The 14604-nt window shown below is 58.4% G+C and carries 13 protein-coding genes; 11 read left to right on the top strand and 2 right to left on the bottom strand.

What is annotated here, in order from left to right; translation table 11 throughout:
- Window positions 1–11: 11 nt before the first annotated feature.
- A complete protein-coding gene (locus J1C59_RS09760; protein ID WP_128086661.1) occupies window positions 12–572 on the top strand; it encodes an isochorismatase family protein in 561 nt (186 codons plus the stop codon).
- A gap of 44 nt (window positions 573–616) precedes the next feature.
- Here J1C59_RS09760 and pqqU read toward each other — a convergent pair whose 3' ends face one another.
- A complete protein-coding gene (gene pqqU / locus J1C59_RS09755) occupies window positions 617–2737 on the bottom strand; it encodes a TonB-dependent receptor PqqU (RefSeq protein ID WP_208721870.1) in 2121 nt (706 codons plus the stop codon).
- A 195-nt stretch (window positions 2738–2932) separates the two neighbouring features.
- On the opposite strand from pqqU, the gene J1C59_RS09750 reads away from it, so the two are divergent.
- The gene (locus tag J1C59_RS09750) at window positions 2933–3793 is read left to right on the top strand and encodes an NAD(P)-dependent oxidoreductase (RefSeq protein WP_128086660.1); all 861 of its coding nucleotides are present in this window, start codon (window positions 2933–2935) and stop codon (window positions 3791–3793) included.
- Window positions 3794–4443: 650 nt separating this feature from the next.
- On the opposite strand, the gene J1C59_RS09745 is transcribed toward J1C59_RS09750, so the two are convergent.
- Window positions 4444–5454: a hypothetical protein gene (locus J1C59_RS09745; RefSeq protein WP_128086659.1), complete on the bottom strand. Its 1011-nt coding sequence runs from the start codon at window positions 5452–5454 to the stop codon at window positions 4444–4446.
- Between the two features lie 380 nt (window positions 5455–5834).
- On the opposite strand from J1C59_RS09745, the gene J1C59_RS09740 reads away from it, so the two are divergent.
- The 9 genes from J1C59_RS09740 (at window position 5835) to J1C59_RS09700 (ending at window position 14599) form a co-directional block, all read left to right on the top strand.
- Window positions 5835–6851, top strand: coding sequence for a dipeptidase (locus J1C59_RS09740; RefSeq protein WP_140917225.1), 1017 nt, complete (start codon window positions 5835–5837; stop codon window positions 6849–6851).
- Between the two features lie 143 nt (window positions 6852–6994).
- Window positions 6995–7066 carry a pyrroloquinoline quinone precursor peptide PqqA gene (pqqA, locus tag J1C59_RS09735; protein ID WP_010245082.1) on the top strand — a complete coding sequence of 24 codons (72 nt, stop codon included), beginning with the start codon at window positions 6995–6997 and terminating at the stop codon, window positions 7064–7066.
- Between the two features lie 54 nt (window positions 7067–7120).
- Complete coding sequence (gene pqqB / locus J1C59_RS09730) at window positions 7121–8038, top strand: pyrroloquinoline quinone biosynthesis protein PqqB (protein WP_128086755.1); 918 nt, start codon at window positions 7121–7123, stop codon at window positions 8036–8038.
- Window positions 8039–8041: 3 nt separating this feature from the next.
- Window positions 8042–8797, top strand: coding sequence for a pyrroloquinoline-quinone synthase PqqC (gene pqqC, locus J1C59_RS09725; protein WP_128086756.1), 756 nt, complete (start codon window positions 8042–8044; stop codon window positions 8795–8797).
- A 3-nt stretch (window positions 8798–8800) separates the two neighbouring features.
- The gene (gene pqqD / locus J1C59_RS09720; protein ID WP_128086757.1) at window positions 8801–9079 is read left to right on the top strand and encodes a pyrroloquinoline quinone biosynthesis peptide chaperone PqqD; all 279 of its coding nucleotides are present in this window, start codon (window positions 8801–8803) and stop codon (window positions 9077–9079) included.
- Window positions 9042–10208: a pyrroloquinoline quinone biosynthesis protein PqqE gene (gene pqqE / locus J1C59_RS09715; RefSeq protein WP_162287383.1), complete on the top strand. Its 1167-nt coding sequence runs from the start codon at window positions 9042–9044 to the stop codon at window positions 10206–10208. Before pqqD ends, pqqE begins: the two co-directional genes overlap by 38 nt.
- Complete coding sequence (gene pqqF, locus J1C59_RS09710; protein WP_140917226.1) at window positions 10208–12499, top strand: pyrroloquinoline quinone biosynthesis protein PqqF; 2292 nt, start codon at window positions 10208–10210, stop codon at window positions 12497–12499. The genes pqqE and pqqF overlap by 1 nt, the downstream gene beginning before the upstream one ends.
- A gap of 114 nt (window positions 12500–12613) precedes the next feature.
- Window positions 12614–13198 (top strand): YceI family protein, encoded by a 585-nt coding sequence (locus tag J1C59_RS09705; protein WP_128086732.1) that lies wholly within the window; start codon window positions 12614–12616, stop codon window positions 13196–13198.
- Window positions 13199–13618: 420 nt separating this feature from the next.
- On the top strand, window positions 13619–14599 hold the full coding sequence (locus tag J1C59_RS09700; RefSeq protein ID WP_128086731.1) for a 6-phosphofructokinase: 981 nt from the start codon (window positions 13619–13621) through the stop codon (window positions 14597–14599).
- Window positions 14600–14604: the final 5 nt, after the last annotated feature.

Genomic DNA, 14604 nt, shown 5'->3' with positions numbered 1-14604 from the left:
GAGGATCCAACATGGCTGTAACCACACTTGATGCAAAAACTGCGCTGATTGTTATCGACCTGCAACATGGCATCGTGGCGCTGCCGCTGGTGCATGCGCCAGAGCCGGTGATCGAACGTTGTGCCGCACTGGCAGCGGCCTTCCGCGCGCACCAGATGCCGGTGGTGCTGGTGAACGTGGCCGGTGCTGCACCCGGCCGCAATGAGCAGGGACGTCACAGCGGCGAACTGCCTGCCGACTGGGCCACGCTGGTGCCGGCGATGACGCCGCAGCAGGATGACCTGACCGTAACCAAGAAAACCTGGGGTGCGTTTCACGGCACCGCGCTGCATGATGCGCTGCAGGCCCGGGGCGTTACGCAGGTGGTAATCTGCGGGATTGCGACCAGCATCGGCGTCGAATCTACGGCCCGTCAGGCGTATGAATTAGGTTACAACGTCACGTTAGCCACGGATGCGATGACCGATCTTAACGCCGATACGCATCACAACAGCATCAGCCTGATCTTCCCACGCCTGGGTGAAACCGGCAGCAGTGAAGCGATCGTGGCACAGCTGACCTCGCGCGGCTGATAATGATGCGTGCCGGGCCGCCTCTGGGGTGGCCCGGCAACGTTTTACCGGAAGGCGTAACCCAGCGTCAGGCCCACGCTGTAGTTGCGGCCCGGCGCCGATTCGAAATAGCGACCGTTGCTCTCATTCACGATCACCGACCCCACATAGTGGCGGTCAAACAGGTTATCGACGCGGCCAAACAGATCCAGCGTCCAGTTCTCCACCTCCCATTTGTACCCACTGTTCAGCGCGGCCACGGTGTAGGAGGGCGTGTTGACCCGGTTCTGATCTTCTGCGGCGATCTGGCTCAGATAGCGCACCTCGCTGCCCGCATAGAAACCCGTCTCTGGCAGATAACCCAGCCCGGCGTAGACCATATTGCGGGCGATGCCCGGGATGCGGTTGCCGTCGCAGCTCTCATTGCTGCAGGCGTTGCTGCGATAACGTGCATCCAACAGGGTGTAGGCCATCTTCAGCCGCCAGTCCCAGGCAAACTGCTGGTCCAGACTCAGCTCCAGGCCGCGACGGCGGGTCTGACCGGCATTCTTATAGGTGGTCCGTCCGCCGCTGCTGGCATCCGCCACAATCTCATCGCGGGTATCAGTCTGGAACAGTGCGGCACTGACCAGCCCGTTACCGATGCGTTTCTTACTGCCAATCTCCAGCGTGTCGCTGGTGGCGGGTTTCAGACCCAGATTGAGGCCCGTGGCATTGTCTGAACGGTAAGACAGCTCGTTGATGGTCGGGGTCTCAAAGCCGCGTCCGGCGGAGATCCACGCATTCCAGCTCGGATCAAAGGCGTACTTCAGCGCCGCCGCGGGCAGCCACTTGTGATAGCGCGCCTCGCCGCTGTCGTCGCCGTTCCCGGGCCGGATATAGAAGTCATTGGAGTCAAAGTTCACGGTGCTGAAGCGCACACCGGCATCCAGCGAGAGGTTGTCCGTCAGCTGCCAGCCGGTCTGGAGATAGGGATCCAGCGTCCACATCAGGTTGCGTTCGTTGCGGCGCAGGTTGCCCTGTTCGCCCAACTGCGTCACCCCGTTGCTGACGGTGAAGTTTTCATAGCCCTTACGCCGTTCGCTCATGGTTTCGTAATCAAGTCCGGCGGTCACCGCCACCGGAACCGACAGCAGCGTATCGCGATGGGTCCAGCGGCTGTTCACACCCTGATAGTGACGGGTCAGGGCGATCACGCCACCAGGATGTGCAGGGTTGCGCTGAACGGCGGCGGGAATCGACTGGAACTGCGTGGTTTCGCGCATGCCCGCGTAGAGCATGACGCTGAGGTCGTCGTTCTCACTCATCTGACGCTGATAGCGCAGGCCGCCCTGAGTCTGATCCACCGTTTTGCGGGTGTTATAGAGCGAAACGTTACTCACCACCTGGCGCGGGTTGTCACGCCACTGCGCCTCGGTTAATCCGCCCGGATCCTGCGCCTCAATGTGCACGCTGTTAAACAGCAGGGTCAGGGTGCTGACATCATCAATTCGCACGCCGAGCCGGGCATTACCAAGGTTCTTCTGCGCGGCGCTGTGATCCCGGTAGCCGTGCGTGGTAAAGCGCGAGGCCGACACCGTGTAGTTCACATCGCCGGCGTGAGTGCCATCGCCGGTCGCGCCGCTGGCTTTGACGCTGTTGCGCCAGCTGCCGTAGCTGCCGTACCAGCTGCTGTATTCGAGTGTGGGGGGCTGCTGACCCTGCTGGGTCGTCACGTTGATGACGCCGCCTGAGGCGTTGCCATAGAGCGCCGAAAAGGGGCCGCGCAGGACTTCGACGTGATCGATCGAGCCGATGTCGATGTTGGAGGTCTGCGCCTGGCCATCCGGCATGGTGGCCGGGATGCCATCCACGTAGATGCGTAAACCGCGCACGCCGTAGGTTGAACGCGAGCCAAAGCCGCGCATCGACAGTTGCAGATCCTGGGCGTAGTTCTGGCGGTTCTGGATCTGCAGACCCGGCACGCCGCTGAGGTTTTCCGACAGGTTAACGCGCGGTGCGGCCTGACGCATATCGTCCCCGCTGACCACGCTCAGGGCCGCCGGGGTGTCGAGTTCGTTAAGCCCGTTTTCCGGCGGGGCAGCCGTGACGACCAGGGTATTGTTATCATCCGCCGCCTGCAGCGACAGCGGTAAGAGTGCGGGCAGCATCAGCAGCGTGGCCCGTCGCAGAGAGATTATTTTCATTATAAGTGGCCTGAAAAAAAGAGCGGTAATGAACCAACCGGAACAATCGCCGGGTATGGTAAGGGTTTGATGCGCCGGGGTATACCGTTTCGGGCTGGATTTTTTCACCGTTTACCGCCAGGCTGGAATCCATCTTTTGCAGTAACCACGCGTCCGATCTGATTGGATGCCAGCAAACAACTTACGGGAGTCAGCATGAAACAACCTGAAGTCGCGGTTCTGGGATTAGGTGCAATGGGGCACGCATTTGCCGCCAACCTGCTGAAAAAGGGCTTTCGCGTGCACGGCTGGAACCGCACCCGCGCACGCGGCGAGGATCTGCTGGATGCCGGTTTAACGCTGGCTGATTCACCTGAAGAGGCGGTGCGTGATGCGGATGTGGTGATCGCCATGCTCGCCGACGGTGACACCACGGAGCAGGTGCTGCATCAGGCGAAAGCGGCCTTTAAACAGGGGGCAACCCTGTGCCAGATGGGTACCATCGGGGTTGAAAAAACCGACGCGCTGATCGCCTTTTTCGCCGATCAGCGGCCCGATCTGCTGCTGATCGACGCCCCGGTTTCCGGCACCAAAGCACCTGCGGAGAACGCGCAGATTCTGGTGCTGGCCAGCGGTGACCAGAGCCGGGCACAGGCGGCAGAAGCGGTGTTCGCCGCCATCAGTAAAGGCACGAAGTGGCTGGGCGAAGCGGGAAAAAGCACCCGGATGAAGCTGGTGATCAACAGCTGGCTGATTGGCCTGATGCAGAGCCTGGCTGAGAGTACCCGGCTGGCGGATCAGTTTGGCTTCTCCACTGACGATCTCTGGCAGGTACTGGAGGGCGGTCCGCTGGCCGCGCCGTATGCGAAAATGAAGCTCGGGATGATTGCCAGCGACGACTACACGCCGCAGATGCATCTGGTCTGGGCGCTGAAGGATGCGCGGCTGGCGCTGGATGCGGCAGAGACCCCGCTGCCGGCGCTGGACAACATCGCCCGGCTCTGGGAGCAGGCGGTGGAGGCCGGACACGGTGAAGAGGATCTGGCGGTAATCTACCGCTACCTTGGGGCGCAATGAGCCAGCAACCCATTGCGTTTCAGTTGCGTCCGCTGGTGCCGCTGGCGCACGATTATCCGCACGGTGCCAGCGAACCCTGGCATCATCGTAAAGTTTTCGCTCCTGTCACGCGTTTAACAGGTATTTTTACAAAAGCTCATACGGCCGGGGAGGTGCTCAGGCCAGCACCTGGATGTCAGATCGGGGGCTGGAGATTGTGAGTATCGTTCAAGTAATACGCCCACTTTGTGGGCTTATTATGGGATCGCGAGCCTTTCAGATTTCACCGTATAATGCTCAAAATTAAAACAGTTAATGCCGTTATAAGGTAGCAAAGGCCAGCGGACATCCACAAACGTGAGAAAATTATCATCCAGTTGCTTACTGTCAGGTTGTTATCACTGAAAAAAGAATAAGCAGGATTAGGATAGCTAAAAAAGCGCATTTTCTTTTTTTTGTTTAAATTAATAAAAAATCTGCATACCTGGTAGACACCAAAAAAACCAACCATGTGATAAAAAGAATAGGGCGGGGGGAATTGATATCGCTCCAGAAACAGTGAAGTTATTTTTTCATATTCTTTTTTGTGATAAGCATAAAAAAAGAAAGAAATAAAAATTATTGCACTACCTGAAAGGGCAAAGATTAAACCCATTCTTGAAATGTAAAATTCAGTCACCTGTAAACCCCATTAAATAATCCACCGTTTTTTCGCCGGCTGTACTACCGATATAACCGCCGACCATGGAGCCTACAGCTGCACACGCTACGCCTCCTGCACCTGCGGTGGCTATGCCTATTGCTGCACACCCCAATAGCCCGGCAGAACCTCCCCATGCTCCGATAAACATCGCACTACCCGTACCAACAGCAAACTTTGTGTAGTCTCTTACCGCAATTTTACCACACTCATTTTCACGTCCTTTTAAACAGGCATTAACGACATCGTTACTTGTTCCGGCAAAAGCAAATCCAATACCGATATATCCTCCAGCCTTCAGGAATCGAGCCGCCCTGGCCGCATTACCGACATAATATGAATAGCCCGGAATACCGCTTATCCCCGCAGTGGACCACTCATGAACAATCGAACGGCTCGAGAGGTTTAACGCCCGTTTCATGTTCTCATAATTCTGGAATTTGACGATATTCCGACTGAGGGATTTTAATAGCGGTTTGTTAACTAATTCTTTTAACTGATGTAACAGCTCTTTGCGCTCCACAAAGAACTGCTGGCCGATCAACGTACCCTGGGTACGAAATTGATTCTGATAGCTGACTTCAATTTTTTTTAGTGTCTGCTCAATAGCATTAAAATACTTTTCACCGGCATCACCTGCAGTGCTGAAAATCTTGTCCCCTGCACCCGTCAACGCAGCAATCGTTCCGTAATGTTTTTGCAAGAAACTGGCGTCATCGCTGTTGATGCCTGTAAAAGCCGCATTGGTCTTGTTTTTTGCCTGTCGGAGTATCGTCAGTATCTTTATTGTCAGAGGGGCTGGGGTCTCAGTGTCAGCAACAATCAGAATTTGCCCGGGTTTCAGATAAGGAGTGTCCGCATTGAGTTTCATAAAGAGACTGGCGGCTGGGGAACGGACATCCCTGAAGAGTTCTCTTGCCTGATATTCCAGACTACCCGCTGTTTGCACTATACAATATCCTGGGGCTAAGTTACGCGACATGCTTCCGTGCTCCATCAGTTTTAGTGCCAAAAGGATGGATTCTGATAAGCCAGAACCTGAAACAAAGATAAATAATTTTACATCGTTACGCAAAGGCAAATATAAAGTTCTATGGTACGGACTGAGATCAGTTTCAGGTCCGGAAATAAATTACCTTCGGACTTTAATTCCTTCATCTCAATACCTGCTTTATGAATAGAGCCGTGCAGGACAACTCTCTCTCGTGCGGGTTTAAACATCACCAGAATTATTCGCAGATCCAGTATCGGGCGACCTCAATGCGCACAGAAGCATACAGAACAACACGCGGCGTGCGGCGACGTTTGATGAATCCGCCGGGCAGGGTTAGCATGGTCGGCTGTTTATCCGGGTGGACTTTTATGCTGATTTTTGACGGTCACAACGATCTGCTGCTCAACCTCTGGCTGCATCATCGCGATGCGCCCGCGCAGGCGTTTTATCAGGGGATTGAGCGGGGGCATCTCGATTTTCCGCGCATCCGGCAGGGTGGCCTGGGCGGCGGGCTGTTTGCGATTTTTGTGCCGCCGCAGGCGTACATTGCGCAGACCGCGCCCGCCCGCGCCGGTGAGCCTTATGAACCGCTGACCATTATGTGGCAGCAGTTGCAGATCCTGCAGCAGTTGGCTGATGAGTCGGGCGGCCGGGCACGCCTCTGCCGCAGCGTGGATGAGATCGCCGCCTGCCGCGCCGCTGGCGTGCTGGCAATGGTGGCCCACATCGAGGGGGCGGATGCGCTGGATGAGGAGGGCGAACAGCTGCACGCCTTCTGGCAGGCGGGCGTGCGCAGCATCGGGCCGTTCTGGAATCTGCCTAACCGCTTTGGCCAGGGCGTCAGCGGAACCTTTCCCGGCTCACCCGATACCGGGCCGGGCCTGACCGCCGCCGGTGAACGGCTGATTCAGCAGGCAGGCCAGCTGAAGATGATGATCGATGTGTCGCACATGAACCTGCAGGCGTTCCACGATACTGCCCGGCTCTTTCGCGGGCCGCTGGTTGCCAGCCACTCTAACGCGCACGCCCTCTGTCCGCAGCCGCGCAACCTGACCGACGATCAGCTGCGGGCGATCCGCGACAGCGGCGGTCTGGTCGGCATCAATTTTGGCAATGCGTTTCTCCGCGCCGATGGCAAACGCGACGCTGACACGCCATTGACAGAAATTGTTAAGCATTATGATCACCTGTTGACGATAATGGGCAGTGACCATGTCGCCTTTGGCTCTGATTTTGACGGCATTACCCCCCCGGCTGCGCTGGGCGATATCAGCGGAATGCCGCGATTGCTCGCCGCTTTTCAGGAAGCGGGCTATGATCAGACACTGACAGAGAAACTGGCATGGGGAAACTGGCAGCGGGTTTTACGACTGACCGGGCTGTGATAACAATTTCCTTACGTTCCGGGCTTGATCCTGACGCGCCATTGGCGCACCATCTGCCTGGAATTTGTGATGGCGGTCTCATTTAACGCCGGTAACGCTGATTTCAGGCAGCTAATATACTGTTAATAAAGAGGAAATAACTCATGTGGAAAAAACCAACTTTCGTTGATATGCGTCTCGGTCTGGAAGTGACTCTCTACATCTCCAACCGTTAATCGTTCTGCCCGCCCTCTGAGCGGGCATTTTTTTTCAACTTCTGGTTTTCCTCTATGTTTATCAAAATCCTCGGTTCAGCCGCGGGTGGCGGGTTTCCGCAGTGGAACTGCAACTGCGCCAACTGCCACGGTGTGCGAAACGGCACCATTCAGGCCCGCCCGCGCACGCAGTCGTCGATTATCCTCAGCGATAACGGTACGGACTGGGTGCTCTGCAACGCCTCGCCCGATATCAGCCAGCAGATCCTGCACACGCCAGAGCTGACCCGCCAGGGCGTACTGCGCGGCACGGCGATCGGCGGGATTATCCTGACCGACAGTCAGATCGACCATACCACCGGGCTGCTGAGCCTGCGCGAAGGGTGCCCGCATCAGGTGTGGTGTACACCGGAAGTGCATGCCGATCTCAGCAGCGGCTTCCCGATCTTCCCGATGCTCTCGCACTGGAACGGCGGTCTGCAGCACCGGCCTGTCGCGCCACTGACGCCGTTCAGCGTGGATGTGTGTGGCGATCTGCGCTTCACCGCGATCCCCATTATCAGCAATGCACCGCCATACTCGCCCTATCGCGACCGGCCGCTGCCGGGCCACAACGTGGCGCTGTTTATCGAAAATCAGGCCAATGGCCAGACGCTGCTCTATGCGCCGGGCCTGGGCGAGCCCGATGCGGTGATCCTGCCGTGGCTGCAGAAAGCGGACTGCCTGCTGATCGACGGTACCGTCTGGCAGGATGATGAGCTGCTGACCACCGGCGTGGGCCACAATACCGGAAAGGCGATGGGCCATCTGGCGCTGGCGGAAGAGCAGGGGCTGATGGCGCTGCTGGCGTCGCTGCCGGCAAAACGTAAAATTCTGATCCACATTAACAACACCAATCCGATCCTCAACGAGCAGTCACCGCAGCGTCAGTTCCTGACGGCGCAGGGAATAGAGGTAAGCTGGGACGGAATGGCGATCCACCTTCAGGGCTAAATCATGCAGATTACGGAAACGCTCTCCCCGCAGGCTTTTGAACAGGCGCTGCGTGACAAAGGCGCGTACTACCATATTCATCATCCCTATCACATCGCGATGCATACCGGTCAGGCCACGCGCGAACAGATTCAGGGCTGGGTGGCGAACCGCTTTTACTACCAGACCACCATTCCGCTGAAAGATGCCGCGATCATGGCCAACTGTCCCGATCCGGCCACCCGCCGCAAATGGGTGCAGCGCATCCTTGACCACGACGGCAGCAACGGCGAGGAGGGGGGCATCGAGGCCTGGCTGCGGCTGGGCGAGGCGGTGGGTCTGACCCGCGACGCGCTCCTGTCAGAGCAGCATGTGCTGCCGGGCGTGCGTTTTGCGGTGGATGCTTACATTAACTTTGCCCGTCGCGCCAACTGGCACGAGGCGGCCTGCAGCTCGCTGACTGAACTCTTTGCGCCGCAGATCCACCAGTCGCGGCTCGACAGCTGGCCGCAGCACTATCCGTGGATCAAAGAAGAGGGCTATTTCTACTTCCGCAGCCGCTTAGGTCAGGCTAACCGCGACGTGGAGCATGGTCTGGCGCTGGCGCTGGAAACCTTCACCACGGCAGCGTCGCAGAACCGTATGCTGGAAATTCTGCAGTTTAAGCTCGATATTTTATGGAGCATGCTGGACGCGATGACGATGGCCTATGAGCTGAAACGTCCGCCTTATCACACCGTCACCGACAAGGCGGCGTGGCACACCACCCGACTGGTATAACAGATGAACGAAAACTCTATTGTCGCGTTCCGTCGCGGCTACCGCCTGCAGTGGGAAGCCGCGCAGGATACCCACGTGGTGCTCTATCCCGAAGGGATGGCAAAACTGAATGAAACCGCCGCCGCCATTCTTGAACTGGTGGACGGTAAGCAGGATGTCGCCGCGATTATCGCCACGCTGGACAGCCGTTTCCCGGAAGCGGGCGGCGTCGGGCCGGACGTCATCGAGTTCCTGCAGTCTGCCTATGAACAGAAGTGGATACAGTTCCGTGACCCCGCATAAACCTGGCGTGAATCCGCCGCTCTGGCTGCTGGCCGAGCTGACCTATCGCTGTCCGCTGCAGTGCCCTTACTGCTCCAATCCGCTCGACTTCGCGCAGCAGGAGAAGGAGCTGACCACGGAGCAGTGGATTGAGGTCTTCCGCCAGGCGCGCGCGATGGGCAGCGTGCAGCTCGGTTTCTCCGGCGGCGAGCCGCTGACCCGCAAAGATCTGCCCGAACTGATCAAGGCGGCACGCGATCTCGGCTTCTACACCAACCTGATCACCTCGGGTATCGGCCTGACCGCGAACAAGCTGGAGGCGTTCAGCGAGGCGGGGCTGGACCATATCCAGATCAGTTTTCAGGCGAGCGATGAAACCCTGAATGCCGCGCTGGCCGGATCGAAAAAAGCCTTTCAGCAGAAGCTGGAGATGGCGAAAGCGGTCAAGGCGCACGGCTATCCGATGGTGCTCAACTTTGTGCTGCATCGCCATAACATCGACCAGATCGACAAAATCATCGACCTCTGCATCGAACTGGAGGCGGATGATGTCGAGCTGGCGACCTGTCAGTTCTACGGCTGGGCGCAGCTCAACCGCGAAGGGCTGCTGCCGACGCGTGACCAGATCGCCCGCGCTGAAGCGGTGGTCAGCCGCTATCGTGAGCAGATGAGCGGCAGCGGAAACCTGACCAATCTGCTGTTTGTGACGCCCGACTACTATGAAGAGCGGCCCAAACCCTGCATGGGCGGCTGGGGATCGATCTTCCTCAGCGTCACGCCGGAGGGCACCGCGCTGCCGTGCCACAGTGCGCGTCAGCTGCCCGTCGAGTTTCCTTCGGTGCTGACCCGGAGCCTGGAGGATATCTGGTACAACTCCTTTGGTTTTAATCGCTACCGTGGTTTTGACTGGATGCCGGAGCCGTGCCGCTCCTGTGATGAGAAAGAGAAAGATTTCGGCGGCTGTCGCTGTCAGGCGTTCCTGCTGACGGGCGATGCCGACAACACCGATCCGGTCTGCAGCAAATCGCCGCATCACGGTAAAATCCTGGAAGCGCGCCGCGAAGCGGATTGCAGCGACATTAAAATTGGTCAGCTGCAGTTCCGTAACCGCACCAACTCGCAGCTGATCTATAAAACCCGGAATCTCTGATGAAGACGCGCGGTCTGGTGATCGAGGGGCTGAACGTCGAACTGATTCAGCAGGCCGACGCCCGCCAGGCCGCTGCGCTGATTCAGGTGGATGCGGGCAGTCACGATGAACCCTCCCGCTGGCCCGGCCTGGCGCATCTGCTGGAGCATCTGCTCTTTACCGGCAGCACCGGCTGGCCTGATGAGGGGCGGCTGATGCCGTGGATCCAGGCGCAGGGTGGACGGGTTAACGCCACCACCCTGGCGCACCACAGCGCCTTCTTCTTTGAGGTCGCGCCGTCGCAGCTGGCCGATGGGCTGTCTCGCCTGCAGGATATGATCGCCCATCCGCTGCTCGATAACCGGGCAATCGGGCAGGAGGTGGCGGTGATCGATGCGGAGTATCAGCTATTGCAGCAGCATCAGCCATCCCGCATCGACGCCGCGCTGCTGCATGCTGTCGCCTCTCCCCCGGCGTTCCGGCAGTTCCATGTTGGCAGCCGCGCCCACTTCGGCGATGAGCTGCCCGCGCTCCAGCGGGCGCTGCGTCAGTTTCATCAGCGTTACTATGTCGCTGGCAATATGCGCCTCTGGCTGCAGGGCCCCCAGCCCCTGGAGACGCTCGAAGCGCTGGCGCGTGAGTTTGTTACGGCGCTGCCACCTGGCGCATCCCGGCGCGATATTCCCGTACCGCAGACAGAACAGACCTACTGGCAGCTTGGTGGCACACCGGCCGCGCTGTGGCGCAGCTGGCTGCTCTCAGGTAGTGACGGTGTCACGTTGTGGCGCGAGTTTCTGCTGGATGAAGCGCCCGGTTCACTGCTGGCTACCCTGCGTGAACAGGGGCTGGCGGAGACGCTGGAGCTGAAGATTCTCTATCAGGCCGACGGGGCGACCTGGCTGGCGCTGGGCATCGACACCGCTCAGCCGGAGGCGGTTAATGGCCTGATCGACCGCTATCTGGCGGCGCTGCGGCAGACCCGCGAAGCACAGCATCAGCACTATCATCAGCTGGCGCAGAGTCAGTTCGTGACACTGTCACCTATGGAGCAGCTGCGGCAGCGCGCGCTCGGCTTTGCGCCGGACGAAAGCCTGCCTGCACTGCTGCCGCTGGTGGAGAAGCTTATCACCGCGCCGGGCACGGTACTGCGCTGCACGCCGGAGGCCGTGGAGGGCAATCAGATCACTCAGGGCTTCAGCCTGGCGCTCAGCGCCTGGCAGCCTTCAACGCCTGAAACGCTGCCTTCAGCGCCTGAAACGCTGCGTTCGGCAGAATTCATTTTCTATCCGCTCGACAGCGCCGTTGCCGCCGGGCCGCTGCCTGAGCCGGCGGTAGCGCTGCCGCATCATCAGCCGGATGAGGGAAAGGCAACGCTGATCCTGCGGCCCGAGTTCTGGTCGACCTTCTCGACGGAGGCTGGTGAGGATCTGGCGCGACGGCTGCGCCCGCGGTTTGCCGCGCTGCGGCATCAGGGCGGTCACGGCAGCTGGCAGGAGGTGGAGGGTGTCTGGCAACTGACGCTTCAGCTGCCGCCAGAGGAAGCGATTGCTGACTGGGCGCTGAGCCAGATCATCGCGGTGATGACTCAGCCCGCCGCGCGCGGCCAGCCGCCCGCAACCGAAACGATTGCCATCCGTGCGCTGCTGCGGCAGTTGCCCGGAGAGTTAGCGGCAAACGTGCATCCGCCCTGCTGGCGGGCGGCGCTGAAAGGCGGCGACGCGGCATTGCATTCGCGGATTGCCCGGCGGCTGAGCGCGCTGCCGCTGCCGTGCAATCCCGCCACGCCGCCGACGCAGATGACCTCGCGCACCGGCATGACTTACCTGCCGCACAGCAGCACAGACAATGCGCTGCTGCTGTTTATTCCGCTGCACCGGGCGGAGCAGCTGACGGCGCTGCGTGCGCTGGCGCTGATTTATGAGCCGCGTTTTTTCCAGCGCTACCGGGTTGAGCAGCCGGTGGGTTACGTGGTCAGCAGCCGCTATCTGCGCTGTGCCGATCAGGAAGGCGTGATGTTTGCGCTGCAGTCCCCCGACTACAGCCCGCTGTCGCTGCTGCGCTACTGCCGCACGTTTCTGCGTTCCCTGACGGAAACCCTGGCGGATGCGGATCTGGAGGCGATCAAAACGCGGCTGCTGAGCCAGCAGGCGGATCAGCCGCTGGCGCGACTGCGGCATGAAAACGGTCTGCCAGAGCCGGATGCGGCACAGATCGAGGTGCTGACCCAGGCAGATCTGCAGCAGCTGCATCGCACTCTGATTCAGGATCGCCGTCGCTGGCGTGTCCTCTTTACGGGTGGTCCGGTCGCCTGACGCCGGGTCAGCGTTGCTGAATTTATTTGAAAATTACCGACAAATCTCTTCACTGTCTATTCGTGCCAAACTGAACCACACTCAGTTCACTTTTGTCCGCATAAGGAATTGACTGTGAAGAATGTTAAACGTATTGCACTGCCCCTGTTAGCCGTTGCCGCGCTCTATGCTCCTCTGTCCCAGGCTGAGGCGATGCACTATCAGCTGAACCCTGAGCATACGTCGGTAGTGGTGGCCTGGAACCATTTCGGCTTCTCTAATCCTACTGCGGATATCCCGGATGCAACCGGTACGCTGGTATTTGATAAAGATCATCCGGAAGCCTCACGCGTTGACGTGACCCTGCCGGTCAGCAAAATCGACAGCCACGTTGCGGCGCTGACCAAAGAGTTCAAAGGCGCTGAGTATTTCGACACCGCGAAATACCCGACCGCGACCTTCCACAGCACCAAAGTGGTGGCGAAGGGTGACAACAAGTTTGACGTTGAAGGTAACCTGACCCTGAAAGGGATCACGAAGCCGGTTACCCTGCACGCTACGCTGAACAAGCAGGGCGAGCATCCGATGGTGAAGAAGCAGGCGATTGGTTTTGACGCCACCGGCACCATCAAGCGTTCAGACTTCAAGCTGGACAAATATGTGCCTGCGGTCAGCGACGACGTGACGCTGACGCTCTCTACTGAAGCCTACGCGAAGTAATCTGTCGGGGCGCTGCGGTTAACCGTGGCGCCCCGGTTTTAAATCCCCATCCTCACACCGTCCCGCAACCCCCAGTCACCTCACGTTACGCTTTTTTTACACCCTGTCCGGCCGCCGAACCGGGAAAAATGAGGTGAAAATCACAATTTTGCAACATCACATCCTATGCCGTTTATCGGCTCGCCAGGGCCCGCATCACTGCGCAGGCGCTTTGTGTTAACTCCCTGATTTACATCATTTTGAAAACCTCTCTGTCCGATCGGGTTATGTGATTCCGCTCACAAATAACGGCCTGGTATGGCCGCTGTCAACCCGCCTGCCCGGAAAATACCGCACGTAAGTGTGATCTCACCTGCAAATAGCCGACCCGCTTCCCGGAAGAATGACCTTCAGCAGATGAGGCCAGTGAGGAGCGGGAAAATGCGAATTGGAATGGTGATCAGCGGCGGCGATGTAACCGGTATAAATAATTTTGTTTTCCGGTTAGGGCATCTGGCGCAGGCAGAGATGGTGATATTTGACGGCGGCATTCCCGGGCTGCTGGCAAATAACCACCGTGATATCAGCGAACGCGATCTGCTCGATTTTTCCATCGCCTCAATTCCTGTGATGCAGTCAGGCCGCACCCAGAAAAAACTGGTACGCAGCGAATATGACGCTATTGCGCGCCAGTTAAAAAGCGCCCGGATCGATGTATTAGTGATGGCGGGTGGCGACGGCTCGCTGCAATTTCTGCATACGCTGTCGGAGTGGGGCGTAAATTGTTTTGGCGTCGGCATGACCATCGACAACGATGTTTTTGGCAGTGATTACACCCTGGGTTTCTCCACCGCCTGCGAACAGGTTTTAAAAGAGGTCGCGAAACTCCGTAATACCGGACGCGCCTTACCGGGCCGGGTTTTTATGCTGGAGTTACTCGGCGGCTATTGCGGCGAATTAACGCTGCAGTCCGCCATTAAATCGAACGCCGATATTGCGCTGATCCCGGAGTGTCAGATCCCGCTGCCTCAGCTGGCGCAGCGTATTACCCAGCGGCTGGCGCAGCAGAACAGCGTCATCATTCTCTGCTCGGAGGGCTACACCCGGGAATATTCTCCGGGCTTTCAGGGTGCGATCGACACCTTAATCCGGCAGCTGGAGCCGCTGATTGGCGTGCGTATCCGCAAAACGATCCTGGGCTACGGGCTGCGCAATGGCGACCCCACCTGCGAAGAGATCTATCAGGGCACCATTATGGCCAGTGAAGTGGTGCGATGTATTCAGTCAGGTATGCGGAATAAAGCGGTCATTATTAATGGCAGCAATAAACCGATTCCGATTGATTTAAAAAGCATGCAGAAACGCCTGGTCGATATTGACGGGCACCAATACAAACTCGCTAAACAACTCAATATATTGTGAGGAAA

Source organism: Pantoea deleyi, assembly GCF_022647325.1.
Taxonomy (GTDB): Bacteria; Pseudomonadota; Gammaproteobacteria; order Enterobacterales; family Enterobacteriaceae; genus Pantoea; species Pantoea deleyi.
The sequence above is the reverse complement of the archived record's forward strand: the minus strand, read 5'-3'. Positions and strand labels throughout refer to the sequence as shown.

Excerpts from the sequence above, each read along its gene's own strand:
- J1C59_RS09760 (WP_128086661.1), top strand. The coding sequence starts at position 12 with ATGGCTGTAACCACACTTGATGCAAAAACTGCGCTGATTGTTATCGAC.
- pqqB (WP_128086755.1), top strand. The coding sequence starts at position 7,121 with ATGTTTATCAAAATCCTCGGTTCAGCCGCGGGTGGCGGGTTTCCGCAG.
- pqqF (WP_140917226.1), top strand. The coding sequence starts at position 10,208 with ATGAAGACGCGCGGTCTGGTGATCGAGGGGCTGAACGTCGAACTGATT.
- pqqU (WP_208721870.1), bottom strand. The coding sequence starts at position 2,737 with ATGAAAATAATCTCTCTGCGACGGGCCACGCTGCTGATGCTGCCCGCA.
- pqqC (WP_128086756.1), top strand. The coding sequence starts at position 8,042 with ATGCAGATTACGGAAACGCTCTCCCCGCAGGCTTTTGAACAGGCGCTG.
- pqqE (WP_162287383.1), top strand. The coding sequence starts at position 9,042 with ATGAACAGAAGTGGATACAGTTCCGTGACCCCGCATAAACCTGGCGTG.
- J1C59_RS09740 (WP_140917225.1), top strand. The coding sequence starts at position 5,835 with ATGCTGATTTTTGACGGTCACAACGATCTGCTGCTCAACCTCTGGCTG.
- J1C59_RS09745 (WP_128086659.1), bottom strand. The coding sequence starts at position 5,454 with ATGTCGCGTAACTTAGCCCCAGGATATTGTATAGTGCAAACAGCGGGT.
- J1C59_RS09750 (WP_128086660.1), top strand. The coding sequence starts at position 2,933 with ATGAAACAACCTGAAGTCGCGGTTCTGGGATTAGGTGCAATGGGGCAC.
- pqqD (WP_128086757.1), top strand. The coding sequence starts at position 8,801 with ATGAACGAAAACTCTATTGTCGCGTTCCGTCGCGGCTACCGCCTGCAG.
- J1C59_RS09700 (WP_128086731.1), top strand. The coding sequence starts at position 13,619 with ATGCGAATTGGAATGGTGATCAGCGGCGGCGATGTAACCGGTATAAAT.